This is a genomic window from Metapseudomonas resinovorans DSM 21078 (genome assembly GCF_000423545.1).
Lineage (GTDB): Bacteria > Pseudomonadota > Gammaproteobacteria > Pseudomonadales > Pseudomonadaceae > Metapseudomonas > Metapseudomonas resinovorans.
The window spans coordinates 32,525-56,455 of sequence record NZ_AUIE01000005.1 but is presented as its reverse complement, the minus strand read 5'-3'; the positions used below and the strand labels follow the sequence as shown (position 1 = coordinate 56,455).

Here is a 23,931-nt window from a genome sequence, read left to right as displayed (position 1 = left end):
GAATAAAAATGAGCACATTGCCCAAGCGAGAGCTGATCGATCAATCCATAGGAAATATCTTTAAATTACTTACAGACATCCTGTGTTCTCCGGGGAGCTATGTCGACAACGAACAGATTCTGTACGCACTGAAGAGCCAAGGCCGCCTCTGCGCGCTGAACCTTGAGTTCGCCGTACAGGATAAACAATTCGCGATACGACCAATAAGCCTTAACACCCTTAAAAAAAGACTTTCCGACAATTACTCCGATAGAAATTTTCAGCAACTCGATAAGCTGCGACTTCAAGCGCAGATGGCGATACGAAAATATAGCGAAGAATTGACCGCTCCGCAGAAGACCGCCCGCTCTGCGTTGGAAGATCAGGTCGAAGAGCTTAAGGCCTCCGTCGCAACGCTCCACGCAGTTAACATGGTCCTGATACAGGCACTGGAGGTTAACCGGAGGGATCTGATCACGATATTTGACACCGCCAACACAGGACTGCGACAAAAAAGGGTCAACGATGCAATCAATCGGATCGTCAGGATATTAGGTATGAATCCCCCTCCCTTCGACGACGTCACTCTTCTTTCCACGAAAAAGCATTTGCAGTTGGTGCCCAATGAACAAGAGAATCGTTAGGTACCCCGAATCATCTCAACTGTTTACACCCATCCCGAAATTAAGGCTCTACGACTATTTAACCAAAGACACGCTGCTAACGCTTGACGGCAGCAACATGCCCTTCATGAAATGGCCGGATGGCTCTCCATGCCTGCAAGCAAATGCTTACATGATCAACATCCGAATGCAGTCCGGCCGAGGAGGGAACGGTCCGTCAAGACTGGGAAGCAAAGGTGGCACGTTTGGAGAGTACGCGGGTCAGATTAGCCATTTGATCAGATTCTGCTACTACAACAAACTCGACTTCATCGCTCTTTCTGACGACGATTTCTGTGAATTCATCGACGGGCTCCGCACGGAGACCAAACTCAACAACTCAAGTCAACTCAAGAGAAATGAGCGAACGATTACCAACATTGGCAGAAGATGCTTGAGTTTTCTATCACACGTGGGAGAAATTAACCTAACTCACAACTTCGTCGGCATTGGAGGAACCATTTCAATTCAAATGGTCGACTCAATTTTCCACCGAAACGGAAAAGCCTTCAAACGCTCCAGCATTCACCACAGGTCTTTCAGGACCGCCAGCGCCAAAAAGACCCGCAAGCCTATTGGCGAGGCAACCATCGCAAAGCTGCGTGATGCGATTGATGAGATGTCTACTTCGGAATTCCTATGCAATCGTCGACACTTGATGATTTCTTTGTTTGAGGAGCTCGGTGCTCGACGAGGCGAGATACAGCCTATTACTGTTGCTCAGATACAGGCTGCCAGTAAGTTAAAAAAGCCAATAATCCTAATCACCACGCTAAAGCGCGGCGGGACTGGCTTGACGCGCGAGTTACCGTTGAGTCCTCCCTTAATAGAGGATCTGTTGACATACATTCGGGGCGACCGTCGCGACATAATGAAACGGTTTGAGGACACTCCAGATCATGGCTTCTTGTTTGTTACTGAGCGAGGCGGACGCCCTTTAGGAATAGATACCCTGACGACCGAATTCTCACTAATCCGACGCGCAGCGGGCATCGAAGAACAAGCTTGTGCGCACCTGTTTAGACATGCATTTTGTACCAACATTGTCGCCAACCTCATTGCTGAAACACAGGCGCTCAGCCCCGACTCATTCAGACAAACGTTGATGACTAATAAGATGCTAGCGGAGCGCGCGATGTCCATGAGCGGCCATGCAACGCTGGAAAGCCTACTTGACTATGTCGATGCGGCCTTCAGAGTCAAATCCAAATTCGAACAAGTCATCCACAACGTCGAAATCGCTCGGCGCTATGAAACCTACGAGCGCCGGAGAAAACGTCTTCTTGAGGATTTCAAGAAAGATAGAATCAGCAAAGAAAGATACATTGAGCGCGAGCAGGCCCTTACAGCGGCTATGGATCGTGATTTTAAGACGGCGTAAGCCTATCAGTGCAATATCAAGCTGAAGCTCAGTCAGCCTGGCAATCCACGCATAACCTTACCCTGCAGAATTTGCTGTGAAGCGGCAAGCGAAGCCACCAGCAGAAAAAGTAGATTGATATCGGCCCCACGGCCTACCAACTAGGTAGAGTTACGAAGCTGTAGGCCGGCCACTGCTCGTCGGAAAGGATGTAAGAACTCGCTAGGAGAAGGTCGCTCTGGGCGCTTGAGCTTCAGTTTCGATTAGTCGGCCTGGAGCTCTGTCACCTGAGGCAGAAGAGCGGCTGGATCGCATGCCAGCACGCTGGCGATACGGTATAGCTTCTCGACCGTGAGGTTCACTTCACCACGCTCAATGCGCCCCATATAGCTGCGGTCAATGCTGCAGGCCAGTGCCAGTGCGTCCTGAGAAATCCGGCAGGACTTTCTCTGCGTCCGAATGCGTGTCCCCAACGCTTTCGCCAACTGATCCATGACCGCCTCAACTCCACTTGAGGCGGCACTATCCTGCGTTTGCCGACGCACAAACCACGGACTATAATCCGCATTTTTACGCTACGACCCCGTGGGTGCCCGCATGAGATCTGCCTCGTTCATCTTCGACAGGCGGCTGTATCAGCTGCTTCAGGAGGAAGGGCGCACCCAATTCACAACCCGTGACCTGCGGGATGCCTATGCCAAACGCTTGGAGGGCATGACCTTTGATCTCGCCAATGTGCGCCGATATGTGTATGAGCAGATCCGCCGAATGCTGCGGGCAGGCTGGCTCGTGCTCGACGAAAATCGCCGTACTCGGGGGCAGGTCTACCACCTGCAACCAATCCCAGCGCATTTGCATCTCGAGCTAGTCGACAACGGGTTTGAGAACAGTCTCAAGTTGGTATGCGAACCAGAGCAGGCGCCGCCAATGCTTGAGCCGTCTGAACCTTCAGTCGATACGGAACAGCACCTGGAAACGCTCCTCAAGGAGATCCGGCTCGACTTCCTTTCCGCCATGGGAGAGGTGGAACGATTCAAGCAACTACTCGATGAAATGCCGGACCTGCGGGACAAGGTTGAAGGCGATTATCAGGAAGCCAGGGACCGCAGCTCGCGCCTCCTAGGACACCTCCGTGCCGTCGAGAAGACGCTAAAGACACTAGCCTCTTCGCAATGATTTCATCTCTGAGAGACTGGCAGCGCAGATGCATTGAAACAGCGCTGGAGCACTTCGTTTCCACGCCGCATTTCTTCTGCCAGGCCACTCCGGGCGCCGGCAAGACTCGCATGGCAGCAGAGCTGGCCCGGCGACTGTTGGAGCAAGACAAGATCGACTTGGTACTTTGCTTCGCACCGTCATGCCAAGTCGTGGATGGCTTTCGCGCAGCATTTGGTGCGGTACTCGGTAGACGGCTGGATGGACTGCTCGGCTCTGTGGGGGCCGCGTACACTTACCAAGCCATGGAGTACCGTGACGATGCGTTCTGGCGACTCCTCGATGACTACCGCGTATTCGCAGTTTTCGACGAGATCCACCACTGCGCCGGCCATGATTCGCTCCTGAGCAACGCCTGGGGGCAGCAGATCCTGCAACGGATCCAGGACCGCGCCGCTTTCACGCTGGCCCTTTCCGGCACACCATGGCGATCGGATGACAGAGCCATTGCCTTGGCACGTTACTCGTCACCCGAAGGAAACCTGATTCGTGACTATCGCTATGGCCTGAAGGAGGCCATTGCGGACAGGGTGTGCCGATCCCCCCGCATCGTCCTTCTCGACAACCAAAAGGTGAAGCTCACTGAAGAACAGGGGACCGAGACCACGGTCAGGCTGTTTCCCAATATCGCCAAGCTGCTGGGGGAATCCCCCGTCACCTACGAAAACCTGTTGCGCCACGACGAGGTGATCAATCAACTGCTTGGCTTGGGATGCGAAAAACTGGACGAGCTTCGCCGAGTCAAGCCGGACGCGGCCGGCCTGGTGGTCGCCACCGATATCGAGCACGCCCACCAAATTGCCAAGGTCTTGGAAGCCAAAGGCGAAAGTTGTCGGGTCGTGACCAACCGTACTCCGGGTGCCCAGCAGGCAATCAATGCGTTCAGGCTCAGCGCTTGCAGCTGGGTCGTCGCCATAGGAATGATCAGCGAAGGCACCGACATTCCTCGCTTGCAGGTGTGCTGCTACCTCAGCCGCATCCGTACCGAGTTGCACTACCGACAAGTGTTGGGACGGGTGCTACGTCGCATGGGTGAGTTGGACGACCAGGCCTGGTTGTTTATGCTCGCGGAGCCCACGCTCCGACGCTTTGCGGAGCGCATTGCGGATGATCTACCGGATGACCTGGCAGTGCTGAGCTTGGTTCAGATGCCTACAGCTACATTCGACGCGACGCCCGGTGGGACAGGTACAGCCGGCGATGTCGATGGCAGTACTAACAGTGAAGCTGGGCAGGCTCTTGGGGTGGGTTCGGCAAGCATGTACACATTGGGTGATCATGTCGCTGAGCCAAGCTATCAGATCAACTTCTCACAGCACTACAGGCAGCTGTTACTGGCTTGCCTTTGACGGTCAAGCGGTAGCATTCACAAGTAGATCGATTTCAGCAGGTCACCTTAGGTAGAAAGCTTGGCGAACCTCAGTTAGGATGAACTCTGACCATAACCCCCACGCCTCGGACGGGCTCACTCCCGTACTGCGCACCAGGGGGTTTCTTTTTGCCCAGAGCAAGCAAATTCTCGAGGGGGATATCATCACATGACCATGCCCCATGAACGAACCCGCGCCGTCATCCAGACACATGAGTTCCTGAAGCGGATAGAGCGTGATTCGGCGATGAGCGAGGAGATGCGCAGCACCGCCACGCAATTGCTGCGGCACTATCCAACTCGAGGTGAGGTGCTTTTACAAGGCTTGGTCGAAGAAGCTCTGCCAGCAAAATTCTGCCTTTTTCCGTTCTTTAGTTCTTCGCAATCTTACCAGCCCTCTGGCTGGCGCAGGTTGAGCCGCAAGTTGGCAATCTTCCTGCTAGGTCGCCATCGATAAACAAGCGTTCCGAGCTACAGAAAACTGCGAAAACTAGTCGGCCAAGAAGACTTTCCTGACCGACTCTAAGGCCCCTGGGCTCCCGAGTTTATCCACGGGGCTACGAACCCATTTCAACCTAGTTGAACACCTTTCCCCAGTCGCGAAGTGCCAGCTTACGGCAAGCTTCGGGAGCACCACCGAAGCAGCGTTGTGAAACTTCGGATAGGTTCGCCTCAGTTTGATAGGTCACAGGATGGCCTTCTTGGTTGAGTAGGGCACCGCCTGCCCCCTTCAAAAGTGCGTGGCCAGCAACATCATCATGAGCAGACACCGGAACAACGGAGACTCCTGCGACTCCATCCCCTGCGGCAACTCGAGCCAAGCGATAAGCGATGCTGGGCATCGCGACAAAGTCGGCCGGCGCACACAGCCTGGCATTGATTTCTGGTTTGTTTGAGGCGCCTACGCTCACCATGACCTTGCGCCCGATCTGCAAGTCCTGTTCATTGAGTCTCCCTGATACTTCTCGGCCATTGCGAAGAATGGTGTTCAGCCCTTCTGCCCAGGCTATGCAGTCAGCTCCACGATCCTCTGTGACGGGGGCGCAAACCACGCCCAGCACGGGCACAGCACTCCGCAATAGGCCGACCGAGATCGCCGAGCCTTGGTGCCCCCTAAGGAAGTCACTAGTGCCGTCGTTGGGGTCTACCACCCAACAGTATTCCGCACCGGTCAGGATATGGCCGGTCTCTTCACCCTAAAAGTCTGTAGTGGTCAAGTTTTGGTGGACACCGGGATAAGGGATTTCAGGTAGTGGCCTTCTCGTAGTCGGCTGGCGATCGATAGCCGAGGGTGGAGTGCAGCCGGTGGGTGTTGTAGAAAGCGACGATGTAATGAGTGATGTCCGCAGCGGCCTCGGCCGGATTGGAGTAGCGGCGCTGCCAGACTCGCTCCATCTTCAGGTTCAGGAAGAACCGCTCCATGACCGCGTTATCCCAGCAGTTGCCCTTGCGGCTCATGCTGGCGACCAAGCTATAGCGGGCCAGCAGGTCGCGGTGGGCTTGGCTGGCGTACTGGCTGCCGCGGTCGGTGTGCACGATCAGCCCGGGCTTGGGCTGGCGTAGCGCGATGGCCATTTGTAGCGCCGTGCAGACCAACTCGGCGGGCATGCTCGGAGCCATCGCCCAGCCGACGATCTTGCGTGAGTACAAGTCCAGCACGGCCGCAAGGTACAGCCAGCCGCGCTCGGTACGGATGTAGGTGATATCGGCTACCCAAGCCTGATCGGGGGCTTGCGGGCTAAAGCGCCGATCCAGCACGTTGCTGGCTATCGGCAGCGCATGTCGGCTGTCAGTGGTATGGACGAACTTGCGCTTCCAGCGCGCCTTCAGGCCCTGCTGCTTCATCAGGCATCGCACTCGGTGGCGGCCCACACGCAGGCCCTGGGCCTTCAGACTCGCGCTCAGCCGGCGGCTACCGTAGTTGCCACCGCTGGCCTGGAAGGCGGCCTGCAACGCTGCGGTGAGGGGGCAGGCCCGCGAGGTTCGCCTACGGCGGCGTGCGGCATACACGCCCGAGCGACACACGCCCACAAGCCGGCACAGCCGGGAGGTTTCGACCTTCTCCTGCCACTGATCGATCATCTGCTGGATCACTTCAGTTCCCGGGCGAAGAAGGCCGATGCTTTTTTTAGGATCGACACATCCTCGCGCAGCCGCTGGTTTTCCCGCTCCAATTCCCGAATGCGTTGCTGCTCAGCGGTCAATGGCTTGCCTTGGCCGGGCTGACCGGACTGCTCGGCGTCGTACTGGACCAGCCAGCGGCGTACCGCACTGTCGACCAAATCCAGGTCACAGCAGACCTGCGCCACGCTCAGGCCCTGGTCTCGGATCATCTGCACCACCTGCAACTTGAAGGCGGTGTCAAAGCTTCTACGGGTACGTGATGTCATGTCTTTCTGGGTCCTCGTTGGGGATGATCATCCCCTATCGAGGTGTCCACGAGAATTAGACCAGTACAGTCACAGTTGAGTAGTGCAAGCAAATCATTCCGCAACCTAGACTCGATCTCTAAATCCACCTCAGCCTTGTCCCCACTACCGCGAGGACCAGATGGGAGACGCCACTCTGCCTCCAACAGGGCAGCAGCCGCTTCGACCCTCTCAATTACCTGCGTGAGCAAGACCACAAGATCCATGGGATACGTATTCTCTCGTTCGTTTCGCCCGGCCAGTTGAACAGCATATTACGTCGAGATGTCGATAGGGGTAGCCTCGAACTTCTCGCCCGCCCAGAACAGACCTTGTGCCGTAAGACGTGAATCCGCGTGCACGCTCATGCGACCAAAACTTGTTTAATAAAGATGGTTTACGTTGCATCAGTAACCGTATTTGATGCATTCACTAGAAGAATTCACCAGGAATATCGCGTAGTATCAGTGCTATTAGCAACCAGCCCAACCGGGCAATGTTTCCAAGGAAAATCGATGAGCAAATTAGCAGAGTTCAAACGTCTTGAAGCTCAACTTGCAGAACAACTTGCAGCCTTGGACAGCCTTAAGAACGATGCCGAGCTTAAACGCGAAATCGAGTTCGAGACCAAGCTCAAGACACTCCTGAACGAGTACGGCTTCGGTCTGAAGGCAGTCATCAATCTCTTAGAGCCAAAGGCACGCCGTGAGGCTGTTACCCCCGCCAAGGACAAACGCCGCGAGCGCACCGTCAAGACCTACAAGAACCCGCACACGAATGAGATTGTTGAAACCAAAGGCGGCAATCACAAAGTTTTGAATGCCTGGAAAGCCGAGTTCGGCGCCGAAACTGTGAAATCCTGGCTCCAGTGATTCTGGCGTGGGGTCGTCCTTCCGACCCCAGCGCGCTGCCCTACCGGAATGCATACCTTCGGCTGTAAGCCGTCACTCCCCACAGCCATGGCCCTGCTGGCCCGCTCCGGTGCAAACAAGTCGCATAAAGTTTGACCAGGAATCGCATGCTCGTTGACCAGTCGGCGGCAGAGACGCGCACGCAGAGAACGGCCACTAGCTGCCACTCAACACCTTCTGACTCTGGCCGAAATCGGATTCGCTGAAGCATCCAATACTGACCAACATGAAGCAGCTGCGCCCGACACCATCTCCTTACTCCTTAAGGAATTTGACCCCAAAGAGCCTAGCCGGCGGCCACCACTCAGCTGCCCTACTTTGATCCCTTGGCTATCGATGGATAGGTGCTCGACAGCATTCCCAAGCGCACGGTTGTGCACGCCGTAGCCATGGGTCTTCTGCGCGCGTGCATCTTCCGCCTGTCCCTTGCCGGGGCATCTGTCGGCAGCCGTGGGCGCGGATGATCTCGCGAGCTTAACTCTTGCAGTTTCCATCCTGACACCACAGTCAGATGCTGACTGGAGCATGCCCGGCTCGGCCCACTCACGCGTACACAACCACAAGAAGAGAGGGATATACATGTCAGGCAATCGTGGTGTCGTTTATCTCGGTGCGGGCAAGGTCGAAGTGCAGAAGATCGACTACCCCAAGATGCAGGATCCCCGCGGCAAGAAGATCGAGCACGGGGTGATCCTCAAGGTGGTCTCCACCAACATCTGCGGCTCGGACCAGCACATGGTGCGTGGCCGTACCACCGCTCAGGTCGGCCTGGTGCTCGGCCACGAGATCACCGGCGAGGTGGTCGAGAAAGGCAGTGACGTGGAAAACCTGAAAATTGGCGACCTGGTTTCCGTGCCCTTCAACGTGGCCTGCGGCCGCTGCCGTTCCTGCAAGGAAATGCACACGGGCGTGTGCCTGACCGTCAACCCGGCCCGCGCTGGGGGTGCCTACGGCTATGTCGACATGGGTGACTGGACCGGCGGCCAGGCCGAGTACGTGCTGGTGCCCTACGCCGACTTCAACCTGCTCAAACTCCCCGACCGCGACAAGGCCATGGAGAAGATCCGTGACCTGACCTGCCTCTCCGACATCCTGCCCACCGGCTACCACGGCGCGATCACCGCCGGCGTCGGTCCGGGCAGCACCGTGTATGTCGCTGGCGCCGGCCCCGTGGGGCTCGCCGCTGCCGCCTCCGCCCGTCTGCTGGGTGCTGCGGTGGTCATCGTTGGCGACCTCAACCCTGCCCGCCTGGCCCACGCCAAGGCTCAGGGCTTCGAGATCGCCGACCTGTCGCTGGACACCCCGCTGCACGAGCAGATCGCCGCGCTGCTGGGCGAGCCGGAAGTGGATTGTGCGGTGGATGCAGTGGGCTTCGAAGCCCGCGGCCACGGCCATGAAGGCGCCAAGCACGAGGCCCCGGCCACCGTGCTGAACTCGCTGATGCAGGTCACCCGCGTGGCCGGCAAGATCGGTATCCCCGGCCTCTACGTCACCGAAGACCCGGGCGCGGTGGATGCCGCGGCGAAGATCGGCAGCCTGAGCATCCGCTTCGGCCTCGGCTGGGCGAAATCCCACAGCTTCCACACCGGCCAGACCCCGGTGATGAAGTACAACCGCGCGCTGATGCAGGCGATCATGTGGGACCGCATCAACATCGCCGAAGTGGTGGGCGTGCAGGTCATCAGCCTGGACGACGCTCCCCATGGCTACGGCGAGTTCGATGCCGGCGTGCCGAAGAAATTCGTCATCGACCCGCACAAGACCTTCAGTGCGGCCTGACAAATGTAGATAGGCGAGGGGCGAGGCTCTTCGAGCCCCGCCTCAGCCCTGAATAGAACCTACCGAGGGATTTGCACCGACCAATCCTTCAATCCATTTATTTTGAGACGCTATCCATGTCAGATCTGAGAACTACCGCTCTCGACTACCATGCACAGCCCCGCCCCGGGAAACTCAGTGTCGAGCTGACCAAGCCGACCGTCACCGCCCGCGACCTGTCGCTGGCCTATAGCCCGGGCGTCGCCGAGCCGGTACGCGAAATCGCGCGTGATCCCGAACTGGCCTTCAAGTACACCGGCAAGGGCAACCTGGTAGCGGTCATTTCCGATGGCACCGCGATTCTCGGCCTGGGCAACCTCGGCCCGCTGGCCTCCAAGCCGGTCATGGAAGGCAAGGGCGTCCTGTTCAAGAGTTTCGCTGGCATCGACGTGTTCGACATCGAAGTGGACGCTGAAAGCCCTCAGGCCTTCATCGACACCGTCAAGCGTATTTCCATCACCTTCGGTGGCATCAACCTTGAAGACATCAAGGCCCCCGAGTGCTTCGAGATCGAGCGCACCCTGATCGAGCAGTGCGACATCCCGGTTTTCCACGATGACCAGCACGGCACCGCCATCGTGACCGCCGCCGGCATGCTCAACGCCCTGGAAATCGTCGGCAAGACCCTGGCCGAAGCCAAGATCGTCTGTCTCGGTGCCGGCGCCGCCGCCATCTCCTGCATGAAACTGCTGGTGCGCATGGGCGCCAAGATCCAGAACATTCTGATGGTCGATCGCAAGGGCGTGATCCATGCGGAACGCGACGACCTGAACCAGTACAAGGTCATGTTTGCCCACGATACCGACAAGCGCACCCTGTCCGAAGCCCTCGACGGTGCGGACGTGTTCGTCGGCCTCTCTGGCGCCAACCTGCTGAGCCCGGAAGACCTCAAGCGCATGGCGGTCAACCCGATCGTCTTCGCCTGCTCCAACCCGGCCCCGGAGATCAAGCCCGAGCTGGCCCATGCGACCCGCAGCGACGTCATCATGGCGACCGGTCGCTCCGACTACCCGAACCAGGTCAACAACGTATTGGGCTTCCCCTTCATCTTCCGCGGTGCCCTGGACGTGCGCGCCACCCGCATCAATGAAGAGATGAAGATCGCCGCGGCCATCGCCCTGCGCGACCTGGCCAAGCAGCCGGTACCGAAGGACGTCTGCGAGGCCTACGGTGTGGATTCCCTGGAATTCGGCCGTGAGTACATCATTCCGAAGCCCATGGACAAACGCCTGATCACAGTGGTCAGCGATGCCGTGGCACGCGCCGCCATCGAGACTGGTGTCGCCACGCAGCCGTATCCAGCGCACTACCCGCTGCAGTCGGCGGAAGACGTGTTCAATGGCAATCCATGACCAACTCGCTGATGCAGGTCACCCGCGTGGCTAGCAAGATCGGCATTCCCGGTCTCTACGTGACCGAAGATCCGGGCGCGACCGATGCCGCCGCCAAGATCGGCAGCCTGAGCATCCGCTTCGGCCTAGGCTGGGCGAAATCCCACAGCTTCCACACCGGCCAGACCCCGGTGATGAAGTACAACCGCGCACTGATGCAAGCGATCATGTGGGACCGCATCAACATCGCCGAAGTGGTAGGCGTGCAAGTCATCAGCCTGGACGACGCACCGCGTGGCTACGGCGAGTTCGATGCCGGCGTGCCGAAGAAATTCGTCATCGACCCACACAAGACCTTTAGCGCGGCCTAACCTGATTCAGCTACTTGGTTTGCCGGAGACGCGAAAGCGTCTCCGGCGTTTTTCTTTCAGCTCCGCAGCTCTCAACAGCTCCCAGCTTTCGATCGTCTGACGCTCCAGCAAAGACTCTATCCAAGGATAGGTGCCGCATCTCTTCGCCTGGCCGACTCTTGTGCCATCCACCCCACAAGCGTCCCAGGAGCCAACAATGTCCAATAACAGCTTCGGCGATTCGCGAGTCGACCATTCCGGGTTCGAACGCCACGTTTACTTGATCGATGGTTGCGAAACAGTCGTCTACACCGCCGGCCAAGGCGAACCCTTGGTCTTCCTGCACGGCGGCGGCACCTGGCACGGCATCGACTTCGCACACGCCTGGACTGATCGCTTTCGCGTGATCCTGCCCTATCACCCAGGCTTCGGGCAGTCTGGCGACAATCCCAGCTTCGACAGCCTTCAGGACTACCTCCAGCACTACCAGGAGCTATTCGATGTGATGGGCCTGGAGCGTTTTCACCTGGTCGGATTCTCCCTGGGCGGACGCATGGCTGCCGAGTACGCCATCCAGCATGGTCATCAGATCGAGAAGCTGGTCCTGATCGCACCGGCCGGCCTCGACGTGAAGGAATACCCGCAGCCGGACTTCATGGTGATACCGCCGGAGGAGATCCCCTCCTACCTGGTGAACGACCTGGCCACGCTGGCTGCGTTCCTGCCCATGGCGCCCGACAACGAGTTCGGCACCATGCGCATGAGAGAGGGGGGCTCGGTCGCCCGCATCTCCCGTAACGGCGTCATGACCAACCCGAAGCTGCCCAACTGGCTGCACCGCATCCGCATGCCCACCTTGCTGATCTGGGGCGAGAACGACCGCATCGTGCCTCCAGGCCAGGCTGAGCATTGGCACCGACTGCTACCCCATGCCGACGTGAAGCTCTTCCCGAATGCCGGGCACCTGGTGCTCGACGAGTCGGGTGAAGCCCGCTCGGCTGTATCCGACTTCCTGGCTTGACCGGCAGCGCCGGCACGCCGGCGCCGCACCCTACCGATTCTGGAGTAACACCCCATGTCTGCTGGACAACTCGATGCCGTTATCGCGGCGATCAATGCCGAAGCCAAGGATGTGCTGAGCTTTGACCTGGTCGATCCACAAGGCCGAGATCTGCCACCGTTCGAACCGGGCTCCCACCTGGAAGTACATCTGCCCAATGGACTGATTCGTCATTACTCGTTGAGTAATGACTTCCGCGAGCGCAACCGCTATCGAGTTGGTGTGGGGCTCTCGCCGCAGAGCCGCGGCGGCTCAAAGCTCTTGCACGGTGGTCTCAAGGTCGGGGATCGACTACGTATCAGCGCGCCACGCAACAATTTCCCGCTAGTTGGGGATGGCGACCACTACAGCTTTGTTGCCGGTGGCATCGGCATTACGCCTATCCTGGCGATGATCCGCTGGTGTGTCGCGAACGACAAAGCCTGGACACTCCACTACCTGACCCGCAGTCGCTTGCGAGCAGCCTTCTACGAAGAACTGCAGGAGCTCGGGGGAGGCCATGTGATCTTCCATTTTCTGGATGAGAATGGTGGCCAGCCGCTGGACATCGAAACCGCCGTTGCAGCGATGCCGTCATACAGCCACATCTACTGCTGTGGTCCCGCTCCCCTTATGGAGCGAGTCCAGGCCGCGGCTCAGGATCGGCCCAGCAGCAAGGTGCACTTTGAGTGGTTCTCTGGCAAAACCCAGGAGAATGCAGAAAATCAGGGCTTCCGCGTCATTCTCCGTAGCACTGGGGACGAGCTGCAGATACCGCCAGAAAAAAGCATCCTGGAAGTCCTCGAAGACAACGGGCACTTCGTCCCCTTCTCCTGCCGGGAAGGCCTGTGCTCCAGCTGCGAAACCCGCGTGATCGCCGGCACTCCTGATCACCGGGACTTCGTCCTCTCGGACACAGCGAAGGCCGAGGGCAAGAGCATGCTTATCTGCGTCTCCCGCGCCAAGAGCGAGGTGCTCGAGCTGGATATCTGAATGGTGAGAGGGAGTCGGCTCACCGACTCCCTCTCCCTGTCAGAGCGCCTGACACGTCTCCAACACCGCAATTTCTACATCGCTGAACCCCCAATCCCCCAGCGCCTCACGATTGTCTGCCCCACAGCGCGGCGGAGGCCCCTGGATCGCCCCCGGTGTCTCCGAAAATCTTGGCGCAGGCGCAGGCTGGATGAATCCGTCACGTTCGATAAAAGTCTCCCGAAACAGGTTGTGGGGATGCATGGGCGCTTCTTCGAGGCTCAACACCGGAGCAAAGCACACGTCAGTACCCTCCAGGAGCTCGCACCAGTCCTGACGCGTACGTGAAAGGAAAAGCTCTGTCAGGTGCGCCTGTAGCGCCGGCCACGAGTCCCTATCCATTTGCTCGTCGAACAAGGAAGCCGGTAGTTCTAACAGGCGAATCAGTTCCGCATAGAAAGCAGGCTCGATCGATGCAATCGCAATCTGCCGGCCATCAGCACATTCGTAGGTATTGTAGAAGTGCGCCCCACCATCAATGACGTTGCTTGCCCTTTTGTCCTGCCAGGTGCCGCTATTCACCGCGGAGTCCTCTGAAAGCGGGCTCGTGTGTGCTCTAGCAAGATGTCCATAGATCATGCCGAGTAAGGAGGCGACGCCATCGACCATGGCGCAATCGACGACTTGCCCTCCACCTCCCGCCCTAACATGCAGCAACGCAGCGAGCACCCCCATCGCCAGATAGAGCGCACCACCACCGAAATCCCCAACAAGGTTCAGGGGTATGGCGGGACGTTCGGCCGTGCCGATCGCATGCAGAGCTCCGGCCAACGCGATGTAGTTGATGTCATGACCTGCGGATTGAGCCAGGGGGCCGCTCTGCCCCCAACCGGTCATCCGACCGTAGATCAGCGCAGGATTCACCGCCAGTGCGATTTCTGGCCCCAATCCCAAGCGCTCCATCACACCGGGTCGAAACCCCTCCAGCAGCACATCAGCCCGGGAAATCAGCCTCAATGCCGCCTCACACCCCTCCGGCTTTTTCAAATCAAGGGCAACCGATCGCCTTCCGCGCGACTCGACGCAGAAGGTGTCGCAGTCCATCCCTCCCTTGCGGTCGACTCTCAGTACTTCGGCGCCCATGTCAGACAGGAGCATGGCGCAAAAAGGCGCCGGCCCCATACCCGTGAACTCGAGAACCCGGATTCCACGAAGTGGTCCCTGGGCTTTCATGACCGAACCTCCAACCGCTGCCGTCGGACGACTATCTCCGAACCTTCGCGATCCCAGGAATCGGCGGTGACGCCTTGTCCGCGCAGCTCATGCTTGAGCACCTTGTGAGTCGGGGTCTTGGGAAGCTCCTGCATGAAGCGGAGATAACGGGGAATCATGAAATCGGCAAGGCGCGGCTTGAGGAACTCAATCAACTGTTCAGGGCTCAGCTCCTGGTTCGGGGCCAACGCCAGTACAGCCATGACCTCATCCTCCGCCACTTCGCTGGGCACTCCCACAACGGCCACTTCGCGTACCGCCGGATGGGCCAGGATTGCGGCCTCTACCTCGAAGGATGAGATGTTCTCGCCTCGGCGACGCAATGCATCCTTGAGCCGATCGACAAAGAAGTAGTTGCCATCCGCATCGCAGCGAAACGCATCACCAGTATGGAACCAGCCATTGCGCCAGGCACGCGCGGTGGCCTCAAGATTGTTCAGGTACCCATGGCTGAGAGCCCACGGATGCTCGGAACGTACGATCAGCTCCCCCACCGCGCCAACGGGCACTTCGAAATCGTGCTCGTCCACGATGCGCAGCTCCACGCCCTCACGAAGACGCCCACACGTGCCAAGCACGCCGGGGTTGGCTTCGCTGAACAGCGGCATGCACAACTCAGTCATGTTGTATTCGGTATAGATGTCGACGCCGAAGCGTTCGGCAAATGCCGAAGCGCCCTCGTCCAGAGGAGCAACCAGGACGCTGCGCAAGCTGTGTTCGCGGTCGCCCTGGAATGGCGACTGCTTGAGCAGGAAAGGGAGCATCACGCCTAGCAGCCCGGTACTGGTCACCCCGTACTCCCGCACCACCTGCCAGAAACGACTCACGCTGAAGGATTCCACCAATACCAGAGATCCCCCGGTGAGAAGTGCACAGTAATACCCCAGCACTCCACCTATGTGGTACAGGGGCAGGCTGACCAAGCTGCGATCACTGTCGTCGAGATGGCGAAACGCCGTGGCGGTGGTCCACAGGTGCAAATACGAGGACAACACGCCCTTGGAAGGACCGGTGGTGCCCGAGGTGTAGATCACCACTGCGTTGTCCCACGGTTGCACCTCGCAGGAGATAGGCTCCGGCTCGCTATCCGCGAGTAGCAGCTCTCCACCCAGGAGTTCTACACCGGCGATATCCATGCGCTCTGGCCCCATGACCACCACCCTGCGAAGTCGTGCGAGCTGCGCGCCTGCCAGACGATCCAGCAAACGGCCGTCGCAGATCATCAGAGAGGCTGCCGTATTGCTCAGCACATGTTCCAGCAATGCGCCGCGGTAAGCGGTATTGATGGGGACGGCAACTGCGCCCAGGTAGTTGATTGCCAGCATGGTTCGCAGTGCGTCGGGACCATTACCGAGCCAGACCAGCACAAGCTCCCCCGGCTGGACACCCAATTGCTGCATTCCGGCAGCGCTGCGCCTTACTTCGTCGAGAGTCTGCGCATAGCTCCACTGGTCACCAGGCACAAACATGGCAAACACACGATCAGGTGTTTGCTTGGCCCGAAGATGCAGCAAATCGCACACCTGACAGGTGGGTAGAAGCGGTTGAACCGGCATTTTCGTCATTGTTCTTCTCCGAGGGTCGCTCACGCGATCCTGTCGTCCGCACAACACCGATTCACCTATCTGCCGATAGGGATCCATCACTATCTTTCGGCAGGTGTTTGACCGGGTTCGCCCCACCAATCTGCATGAACAACAAAGTGCCCTGACGGCACGTTCAGCATTGGGAGACGAATCGCGATATGCAGCCTTTCATTTACAACGCCCTTCCTTCACGGGTCATCTTCGGCTTTGGGACCCTGGCCCAGGTTGCGGAAGAAATTCGCGCCCTCGGCTGCTCCAGGGCTCTCGTGCTGACCACCCCGCACCAGCGTGCATCCGGCGAGGCCCTGGTTGCCAAGTTGGGTGAGCTCGCCGTAGGGCTTTACGACAATGCCACCATGCACACCCCGGTCGAGGTGACGCGCGATGCCTTGGGGGTCGTGAAAAGCAGCGGCGCCGATTGCGTGGTAGCCCTCGGAGGCGGTTCCACCATTGGTCTGGGCAAGGCCATTGCGCTGAACACCGATCTGCCCCAGATCGTCATTCCGACCACCTATGCCGGATCGGAAGCCACTCCCATCATCGGCCAGACCGAAAACGGCCTGAAGACCACCCAGCGTACCCTCAAAGTGCTGCCAGAGGTCATCATCTACGACGTTGACCTGACGCTTACTCTGCCGGCTCAAATGACCGTCACCAGCGGCATGAACGCCATTGCCCACGCCGTCGAGGCGCTCTACTCGAAAGACGCCAACCCGCTGATCTCGATGCTCGCTGAACAAGGTATCGCAGCCATCGGCAGGGCCTTGCCGCGCATCCAGCTGGATCCGCAAGACAAGGAGGCTCGCTCTGACGCTCTGTTTGGCGCCTGGGCATGCGGCGTGTGCCTGGGAGCGGTCGGCATGTCGATCCACCACAAGCTGTGCCACACCTTGGGCGGCAGTTTCGACCTGCCCCACGCAGAGACCCATACCGTCGTCCTTCCCCACGCCACCGCCTACAACGCCGATGCGGCACCTGAGGCCATGGCTCGCATTGCCCGCGCCCTGGGCGTGGACAACGCAGCGCAGGGACTCTTCGACCTCGCTGCCAGCAACGGAGCACCGACTCGCCTCGCCGATATCGGGATGGAGGAAGTCGATCTTGCGCGCGCCGTGGAAATTGCTTGCTCGTCACCGTACTGGAATCCGCGCCCCATCGAGCCGGTAGCCATTCGCAAGCTGCTCGAGAACGCCTTCAACGGCAATCGTCCGTAACCGAAGTACCACGTTCAGAAGTACTAACAAAACAATAGGAGAACGCCATGGAACTCAATCCACACATCCTGCGTCACCACCACATCACCCTGAACGTCGGCGGCGCTCAGGAAGACTACGACTTCCACACCAAGGTGCTGGGCCTGAAAAGCGTCAAGAAGACTGGCCTGTACGACGGTACCGAGCCGATCTACCACTTCTACTACGGCAACGACACCGGCGAAGAAAGTACCCTGATCACCTGCTTCCCGATGCGCCAATCCGGCCGCATGGGCCGACCGGGCAGCGGGCAGATCAAGACCCTCGCCCTGTCCGTGCCGGTATCCTCCCTGGCCTTCTGGGCCAAGCACCTGGAAAGCCATGGCTTCAAACCGGAATTCCAGGAGCGTTTCGGTGAGCAACTGCTGCACTTCGCCCACCCGTGCGGTATCTGCTACGAGCTGGTCGGCATCAGCGACGATGACCGCAAACCCTACTCCAACGGTGTGATTCCGTCCGAGTTCGGCATCCGCGGCACCCACGGCATCACCGTTTCGGTTCGCGATCTGGAGAACTCCGCAGAATTCATGCACTACGGCTGGACCGGTCAGCTCCAGGAAACCGATGGTGCCTTCTCCCGCTACGAGGTGGGCAATGGCGGCTCCGGCACCATCATCGACTTCCAGCTTCAGCCGGAACTTCCGCAGGGCTCCTGGAGTTATGGCGAAGGCACCGTTCACCATTGCGCATTCGAAGTCGCTGACCTCGAAGTCCAGAAGAGCGTGAAGCTTCATCTCGAAGGCCTCGGGTACACCGACGTGTCCGATCGCAAGGATCGGGGCTACTTCGATTCCGTCTACGTGCGCACCCCGGGCGGAGCCCTGTTCGAAGCGTCGGTTTCCAAGCCTGAAGGCTTCCTCGTGGACGAAGCGTTCGAGGACCTCGGCAAGACCATCCAGATCCCGCCGCAACTGGGCCCTCGCGCCCAGGAAATTGCCGCCTACCTCGAACCGCTGAAGTACTGAGGCCGGAACGGATGAGTGAGAACATCCATCTCCACCTTCCCACTCACGCCTCGGGCCCCGCGCCCGAGGTCGTGGACTCCGCCGTCATCCTGATTCACGGGCGCACTCAGAGCCCCGCCGATATGTTCGTAATCGCCGGTCGAATCAATCTGCCGGGAGTGTCGTACACCGCCATCGAGGCTGCCGGCAAATCCTGGTACCCGGACAAGTTCATGGCTCCGCTGGAAAACAACCAGCCATTTCTGGACTTCGCTCTGGAGCGTCTGGAGTCTCAAGTCGTCCAACTGGAAGAGCGCGGCATTCCACGTTCGCGAATCGTCCTGCTTGGTTTCTCTCAGGGCGCCTGCCTGGCCTGCGAGTATGTGTATCGTCACCCGCAGCGCTGGGGTGGACTGATCGCTTTTACTGGCGGCTTAGTCGGTCCGGAAGGAACCGCATGGGATCGATCTCGCACATTGGATGGCACGCCCGTTCACCTCAGCAACGGCGACTTCGATCCCTGGGTGCCGCTGCAGCGAACCAAAGAAACGCTGGAAGTGTTTCAGGCGATGGGAGCTGAAGCCGAACTGCACGTCTATCCGGGGCGTGATCACCAAGTCAATGACGAGGAAGTCGACCTGGGCCGAGCACTGCTGCAACGCGCACTGAATCCCTGAATCAGCAATCGCACCACGAAAATGGCCACCTCAGGGTGGCCATTTTTTGTTTCAGCGCGGCACCGCAAGACTCATCAGAGCGCCGGCATCTTCGATCCGATCCAGAGACCAAATCGCCTCCAGCAACGGCTCCACCGCACACCCCGATCCGCCATACGCCGCGAGCTCCCTCAGCTTGTCTTCGAGCTCTCGGTCAGTCAGCGGGACTGCAAGGCCCCCTTTGGCTGTTCCGATCCGATGAACCAGCGTCCGGCCCGACGCCAACCAGATCCTGACCTCCGCCGCCTCCACGGAGAAGGACGGGTCATCCTTGAACTCGACCAACGGGTAGAGCGCTCGCAGAGCAAGGTTGGACACCGCGTCGTCGCTGAACTGCTCCAGACCGGCCTTCCCCGTTGCCAACGTCACAGCAACAGCATGCTGGGCACTTACCTGGGACTCTCGCCCCAGTCGAATACTTGGACGGTCGGTCCGTTGCCGCAATAGGGGATTACCTGTGAGCTCGATTCGGCGGATCTCGGCAGTCGACCAACCTTGCTCCTTTCGTAAGGCCAGACAGGCTTCGATCACCGGGTTGAGTACAACGCCACAGGGATAGGGCTTGTAGGTATTTGCAGACAGCGCCCAAGTCTCCCCAAGCCCCTCTGTAAGCTCGGTGAACCTGGGCTGCTCGCCCATCACACGTAGAAAGCCACGCGCCCCTTCAAGAGGGTGCGTTGGCCCGGCAAAACCTTCCTGGGCGAGCAGTGCGGACAGGATGCCATTGCGCGGTGCGTTACCGACACTGAGGCTCTTGGAGGCACTACCCAACGTTTCCACCAGTCCCGAGGCCTGTGCGCTGGCGTTCCCCAATGCCCATGCCAGTTGACGCGCATCGAGTCCAAGGAGCTTGCCGATAGCTACCGCAGCACCAAAGACACCGCAGGTGGACGTGATATGCCAGCCACGCTGGTAGTGCCAAGGATGCAGCGCCATACCCAACCGACACTCCACCTCGATTCCCAGGACCAGTGCCAGAAGAAACTGCTGCCCGGATATCGAAGAGCGTTCGGCATGGGCGAAGAGCGCAGCAGCAACAGGCGCGGTAGGGTGAATGATGGTCGGGATGTGGGTGTCGTCGAAATCGTAGACGTTAGCGCTCATCGCATTGAGCGAAGCCACATCCAGCATGTCCATCTTTTCGGAGCGACCAACGACGCTTTGCTGGCCACCAGGGCGCAGCTGTCTAAGTAACCGCAGGGTCTTACTGATATCCGGATCGCAGCATCCCGCCAAAGCGACGGCGAAATAGTTCACCAAGGCGCGTTTGGCCTCATGACGAATCGTCTCGGGCAGGTCGACCCAGTCCGTGAACTCCACAAACTCGGCAATCAATTTCGTTACGTCTGGCACTTCCGAATCGGTCGCAGCGCTTTCTTGCATGGGGGTTTCTCCTGGCAGGTCCCTAGAGAACCTGACAGTAGTTACCCGCCCCCCAGCGGGCACCTATCCATCGGCAGGCGCTGTCGACCCACTCGTCACTATCTTTCGGCAGGTGTCTGCAACCACCTCTAAGCGCAAATCTGCTCTCCACAACATCACGCGGTCGACTCAGCTTGGGACGGCCGATCTACAAGAAATGAGGGCAACCCAATGCTCGATTCGCTCCACTCGCCAGTGGCAGTCCCTGTCTTGGCAGTGTCGAAAGGCTCCGCCTCCCCACGCAAACCTGGAGCGGAGGCAACGTCGCAATGAGACCGCTCGCAGGCAAACGTGTCCTTATCACTGGCTCAGCGGCAGGACTCGGACTCGCCATTGGCGAAAGCCTGGCCAAGTCTGGCTGTAGCGTAGTGCTGCATGGCCGCGCTCCGGCGGCCGAAATGGCAGAGCGTTGCGCAGAACTAAGCGCGCGCCACGAAGCGCACGTCGGCTACCAGCAAGCCGACCTGACGACAGAAGCCGGCGTGCAAGCCCTAGTCGAATCGGCAGCGTCCGAGTTAGGCGGCATCGACATCCTCATTAACAACGCCGTGACAAGGCACTTCGCCCCAATCCACGAGTTTCCGGTCGACGCATGGGAACGCGCCTTAGCGGTCAATCTGTCGGCTGTTTTTCATGCCACTCGACTCGTGCTGCCCGGCATGCGCGAGCGTCGTTGGGGACGAATCATCAACCTGACCTCCATCTACGGCATGCGCGGCACGCCGAACCGCGTTGACTACGTCACGACCAAAAGCGCCCTGCTCGGCTTCAGCCGGGTCGTTGCGTTGGAGAACCTCGACTACGGCATCACCTGCAACTCGGTTTCGCCAGGCTCGACCCTCACGCCCTCCATCGCCGCTCGCGTAGAGGCTCTGCGGCAGAGTGAAAACCTTAGCGAGGAAGAAGCCGTACGCCGCTTCCTTGCCGGCAAGCAGCCGTCGGGGCGCTTCAACCAGGCCGAGCATGTCGGCGAACTCATCGCTTTTCTGTGCGGCGAAGCTGCCACCGACATCACCGGCGCCATGTTGCCGGTCGATGGCGGCTGGCTGGCCAGCTGATTTACTCCAGGGAGACCCCAAGCAATGTCCCAACCCAGCATCGGCTTCATCGGCCTCGGAACCATGGGTGAGCCCATGGCCATCCGCCTGGCACAAGCCGGATTCGACCTGACCGTATCCGACCTCAACGACGCCGCCGTCGAGCGCCTGGTCGCGCTTGGTGCCAAGCGCGCCAGTGATCCAGCCGCTGTAGCCTCGCAAGCGGAAATCGTGTTCGCCAGCCTGCCGACCCCCGACGTCGTCCAGAAAGTCGCCCTCGGCAATCAGGGCGTAGCAGCCGGTGGCAAGGTCCGCGTATTCGTGGATCTCTCCACCACCGGTCCGCGTACCGCCAAGATGGTGGCCGAAGCCTTGGCCAAACACGACATCGTCGCCGTCGACTGCCCGGTCAGTGGCGGTGCCGCCGGCGCCCAGAAAGGCACCCTGGCACTGATGGCCTCGTGCCCGAAGGCTGTCTATGACGAACTGCTGCCGATTCTGCAGAACCTCGGCAAGGTCATCTTCTGCGGTGAAGCGCCCGGCCTCGGCCAAACCATGAAACTGGTCAACAACCTGGTTTCCGTCACCGCACTGGCGGTCTCGTCCGAAGCACTGGTCATGGGTGTGAAGGCCGGCCTGGATCCGCAGATCATGCTGGATGTGTTCAACGCCGGCAGCGGCCGCAACAGCGCCACCGCCGACAAGCTGCCCCGCGCCGTGCTGCCACGTACCTTCGACTTCGGTTTCACCACCGCACTGTCGCTGAAGGACACCCGCCTGTGCCTCGACGAAGCCGAAGCCATGGGCGTCCCCATGCCAGTCGGCAGTGCCGTGCGTCAGGTCCTGAACATGACGCGCGCCGCATTCGGCGACAACGCCGACTTCACTCGCATGGTCTGCCTGATCGAGCAGTGGGCTGGCGTCGAAGTCCCCACCTGCCCCAAAGCCCAGTAAGGAATACCTCATGGACAAAGCACTGTTCGACAAAGGCTTCGCCAATCGCAAGGCCGTTCTCGGCGCCACCCACGTCGAGAAGTCCTGGGCTTCGGCCGACGACTTCAACAAGCCCATGCAGGAACTGGTTACCGAGTACTGCTGGGGCGCGATCTGGGGTGATGACACCCTGCCGTTCAAGACCCGCAGCATTGCCAACCTGGCCATGCTGACCGCGATGAGCCAGCACCACGAACTGGCAGTTCACGTGAAAGGGGCGTTGACCAACGGCGTAACCAAGGAAGAGATCCGCGCCGTGCTGATGCAGGCTGCAATCTACTGCGGCGTGCCCTTGGCCCTGGCAGGTTTCCGCGTAGCCAGTGAGGCCATCAAGGCCTGGGAAGCTGAACACGGCGCCTGAACCTGGCAAATGCGCCGTTCTTCGGAGCGGCGCATCACAACAACAAACGGACGCCGACCCAAGGAGCCCCACCGTGAACAGCCTGCCCCAATTCGAAGTCTTCGCCCTCCGCTACGCCCATGTCGCCCGCCGCCGACGCGACAATTTCATGGAAATTCACGATGCCCATGAATTGCCGATGCCGATGGACTACTTCGTCTGGCTGATACGTGGTCAAGGCCGCACCCTCCTGGTGGACACTGGTTTCAACCAGCAAGCAGCCGACGCCCGTGGCCGCACCCTCCTGCGCTGCCCCATCAAAGCGCTCGAAACCCTGGGTCTGCGCCCGCAGGACATCACCGACACGGTGATCACCCACATGCACTACGACCACGCCGGCAATACGGACCTGCTCCCTAACTCGCGCTTCCACCTCCAGGAAGCGGAAATGAGCTATGCCACCGGGCGCTACATGGTCTACAAGCCACTACGCCAGCCATTCAATGTGGAAGACGTAGTGAACATCGTTCGCGGTGTCTATCAGGAGCGAGTCGTCTTTCACAATGGAGACGTCGAGCTGGCCCCCGGAATCGAGCTGATCAAGGTTGGCGGCCACACACAAGGGTTGCAGGCCGTGCGAGTGCATACCGCTCGTGGCTGGGTGGTACTCGCCTCCGATGCCAGCCATTACTACGACAACATGGAGCTCGAAGCGCCTTTCCCTGTGGTGTTCAACGTGGGCGATATGCTAGACGGCTACCGCAAGCTCCTGTCGCTCGCGGATTCTCCGGCACACTTGATCCCCGGACACGATCCGCTGGTTCGCAAGCGCTATCCCTTCCATGGCGCGCCAGAAGCCGATGTGGTTGCGCTGCACCAGCCGCCCAACGGCTGAAGTGGACAGGCAAACTCCTTTCGGAGATAACGGAGCGAGCCCAGCTCCGAATTGAACGA

22 protein-coding genes and 2 pseudogenes are annotated in these 23,931 nt (G+C 59.4%); 18 read left to right on the top strand and 6 right to left on the bottom strand.

Annotated elements, in window-relative coordinates; all coding sequences use genetic code 11:
* The first annotated feature begins 8 nt into the window (after window positions 1-8).
* Entirely contained in the window at window positions 9-623 is a 615-nt protein-coding gene (locus G559_RS0104860) for a hypothetical protein (RefSeq protein ID WP_028627169.1), read from the top strand.
* Window positions 604-2,022, top strand: a complete 1,419-nt coding sequence (locus tag G559_RS0104855) for a tyrosine-type recombinase/integrase (RefSeq protein ID WP_028627168.1) — start codon at window positions 604-606, stop codon at window positions 2,020-2,022. Before G559_RS0104860 ends, G559_RS0104855 begins: the two co-directional genes overlap by 20 nt.
* A 242-nt stretch (window positions 2,023-2,264) precedes the next feature.
* Here the strand turns inward: G559_RS0104855 and G559_RS0104850 are convergent, their stop codons facing one another.
* Window positions 2,265-2,495 carry a helix-turn-helix domain-containing protein gene (locus tag G559_RS0104850; RefSeq protein ID WP_028627167.1) on the bottom strand — a complete coding sequence of 77 codons (231 nt, stop codon included), beginning with the start codon at window positions 2,493-2,495 and terminating at the stop codon, window positions 2,265-2,267.
* 103 nt (window positions 2,496-2,598) lie between these two features.
* On the opposite strand from G559_RS0104850, the gene G559_RS0104845 reads away from it, so the two are divergent.
* The 3 genes from G559_RS0104845 (at window position 2,599) to G559_RS29745 (ending at window position 5,042) form a co-directional block, all read left to right on the top strand.
* Window positions 2,599-3,177 carry a hypothetical protein gene (locus G559_RS0104845; protein WP_028627166.1) on the top strand — a complete coding sequence of 193 codons (579 nt, stop codon included), beginning with the start codon at window positions 2,599-2,601 and terminating at the stop codon, window positions 3,175-3,177.
* Window positions 3,174-4,565 carry a DEAD/DEAH box helicase family protein gene (locus tag G559_RS0104840; protein WP_028627165.1) on the top strand — a complete coding sequence of 464 codons (1,392 nt, stop codon included), beginning with the start codon at window positions 3,174-3,176 and terminating at the stop codon, window positions 4,563-4,565. The genes G559_RS0104845 and G559_RS0104840 overlap by 4 nt, the downstream gene beginning before the upstream one ends.
* 189 nt (window positions 4,566-4,754) lie before the next feature.
* The gene (locus G559_RS29745; RefSeq protein ID WP_155945674.1) at window positions 4,755-5,042 is read left to right on the top strand and encodes a BPSL0761 family protein; all 288 of its coding nucleotides are present in this window, start codon (window positions 4,755-4,757) and stop codon (window positions 5,040-5,042) included.
* Window positions 5,043-5,160: 118 nt separating this feature from the next.
* Here G559_RS29745 and G559_RS30775 read toward each other — a convergent pair.
* Window positions 5,161-5,781 (bottom strand): annotated as a pseudogene (locus G559_RS30775) (inositol monophosphatase family protein); the annotation flags it as partial.
* 49 nt (window positions 5,782-5,830) lie between these two features.
* A protein-coding gene (locus G559_RS0104835) for an IS3 family transposase (RefSeq protein WP_137823895.1) occupies window positions 5,831-6,975 on the bottom strand; the annotation gives its coding sequence in 2 pieces (ribosomal slippage) (window positions 5,831-6,705 and window positions 6,705-6,975; 1,146 coding nt in all).
* A gap of 533 nt (window positions 6,976-7,508) precedes the next feature.
* Here G559_RS0104835 and G559_RS0104825 point away from each other — a divergent pair.
* The 6 genes and pseudogenes from G559_RS0104825 (at window position 7,509) to G559_RS0104800 (ending at window position 13,435) form a co-directional block, all read left to right on the top strand.
* On the top strand, window positions 7,509-7,865 hold the full coding sequence (locus G559_RS0104825) for a histone-like nucleoid-structuring protein, MvaT/MvaU family (protein WP_028627162.1): 357 nt from the start codon (window positions 7,509-7,511) through the stop codon (window positions 7,863-7,865).
* Between the two features lie 618 nt (window positions 7,866-8,483).
* Entirely contained in the window at window positions 8,484-9,683 is a 1,200-nt protein-coding gene (gene fdhA / locus G559_RS0104820) for a formaldehyde dehydrogenase, glutathione-independent (protein WP_028627161.1), read from the top strand.
* A gap of 116 nt (window positions 9,684-9,799) precedes the next feature.
* The gene (locus G559_RS0104815) at window positions 9,800-11,074 is read left to right on the top strand and encodes a malic enzyme-like NAD(P)-binding protein (RefSeq protein ID WP_028627160.1); all 1,275 of its coding nucleotides are present in this window, start codon (window positions 9,800-9,802) and stop codon (window positions 11,072-11,074) included.
* Window positions 11,008-11,424: pseudogene (locus G559_RS0104810) on the top strand (formaldehyde dehydrogenase, glutathione-independent); the annotation flags it as partial. The gene G559_RS0104815 and the pseudogene G559_RS0104810, both read left to right, overlap by 67 nt.
* A 196-nt stretch (window positions 11,425-11,620) precedes the next feature.
* Window positions 11,621-12,424 carry an alpha/beta fold hydrolase gene (locus G559_RS0104805; protein WP_051246412.1) on the top strand — a complete coding sequence of 268 codons (804 nt, stop codon included), beginning with the start codon at window positions 11,621-11,623 and terminating at the stop codon, window positions 12,422-12,424.
* A gap of 54 nt (window positions 12,425-12,478) precedes the next feature.
* Entirely contained in the window at window positions 12,479-13,435 is a 957-nt protein-coding gene (locus G559_RS0104800) for a PDR/VanB family oxidoreductase (RefSeq protein WP_028627157.1), read from the top strand.
* 39 nt (window positions 13,436-13,474) lie between these two features.
* Here G559_RS0104800 and G559_RS0104795 read toward each other — a convergent pair whose 3' ends face one another.
* Together G559_RS0104795 and G559_RS0104790 are read right to left on the bottom strand one after the other, a co-directional pair.
* Complete coding sequence (locus G559_RS0104795; protein ID WP_028627156.1) at window positions 13,475-14,647, bottom strand: CaiB/BaiF CoA transferase family protein; 1,173 nt, start codon at window positions 14,645-14,647, stop codon at window positions 13,475-13,477.
* On the bottom strand, window positions 14,644-16,251 hold the full coding sequence (locus tag G559_RS0104790) for an AMP-binding protein (protein WP_155945673.1): 1,608 nt from the start codon (window positions 16,249-16,251) through the stop codon (window positions 14,644-14,646). The genes G559_RS0104795 and G559_RS0104790 overlap by 4 nt, the downstream gene beginning before the upstream one ends.
* A gap of 179 nt (window positions 16,252-16,430) precedes the next feature.
* Between G559_RS0104790 and G559_RS0104785 the strand changes: the two genes are divergently transcribed.
* The 3 genes from G559_RS0104785 to G559_RS28470 are packed head-to-tail and all read left to right on the top strand — an operon-like array spanning window position 16,431 to window position 19,146.
* A complete protein-coding gene (locus tag G559_RS0104785; protein WP_028627154.1) occupies window positions 16,431-17,486 on the top strand; it encodes a maleylacetate reductase in 1,056 nt (351 codons plus the stop codon).
* 47 nt (window positions 17,487-17,533) lie between these two features.
* Window positions 17,534-18,490, top strand: a complete 957-nt coding sequence (locus G559_RS0104780) for a VOC family protein (RefSeq protein WP_028627153.1) — start codon at window positions 17,534-17,536, stop codon at window positions 18,488-18,490.
* Between the two features lie 11 nt (window positions 18,491-18,501).
* On the top strand, window positions 18,502-19,146 hold the full coding sequence (locus G559_RS28470) for an alpha/beta hydrolase (protein WP_036996905.1): 645 nt from the start codon (window positions 18,502-18,504) through the stop codon (window positions 19,144-19,146).
* 51 nt (window positions 19,147-19,197) lie between these two features.
* Here the strand turns inward: G559_RS28470 and G559_RS0104770 are convergent, their stop codons facing one another.
* A complete protein-coding gene (locus tag G559_RS0104770) occupies window positions 19,198-20,568 on the bottom strand; it encodes an MmgE/PrpD family protein (protein WP_028627152.1) in 1,371 nt (456 codons plus the stop codon).
* 308 nt (window positions 20,569-20,876) lie between these two features.
* On the opposite strand from G559_RS0104770, the gene G559_RS0104765 reads away from it, so the two are divergent.
* The 4 genes from G559_RS0104765 (at window position 20,877) to G559_RS0104750 (ending at window position 23,872) form a co-directional block, all read left to right on the top strand.
* On the top strand, window positions 20,877-21,665 hold the full coding sequence (locus G559_RS0104765) for an SDR family NAD(P)-dependent oxidoreductase (protein ID WP_028627151.1): 789 nt from the start codon (window positions 20,877-20,879) through the stop codon (window positions 21,663-21,665).
* 24 nt (window positions 21,666-21,689) lie between these two features.
* Window positions 21,690-22,598, top strand: a complete 909-nt coding sequence (locus G559_RS0104760; RefSeq protein WP_028627150.1) for an NAD(P)-dependent oxidoreductase — start codon at window positions 21,690-21,692, stop codon at window positions 22,596-22,598.
* A gap of 10 nt (window positions 22,599-22,608) precedes the next feature.
* Window positions 22,609-22,998 (top strand): carboxymuconolactone decarboxylase family protein, encoded by a 390-nt coding sequence (locus G559_RS0104755; protein ID WP_028627149.1) that lies wholly within the window; start codon window positions 22,609-22,611, stop codon window positions 22,996-22,998.
* A 73-nt stretch (window positions 22,999-23,071) separates the two neighbouring features.
* Entirely contained in the window at window positions 23,072-23,872 is an 801-nt protein-coding gene (locus G559_RS0104750) for an N-acyl homoserine lactonase family protein (protein ID WP_051246409.1), read from the top strand.
* Window positions 23,873-23,931: the final 59 nt, after the last annotated feature.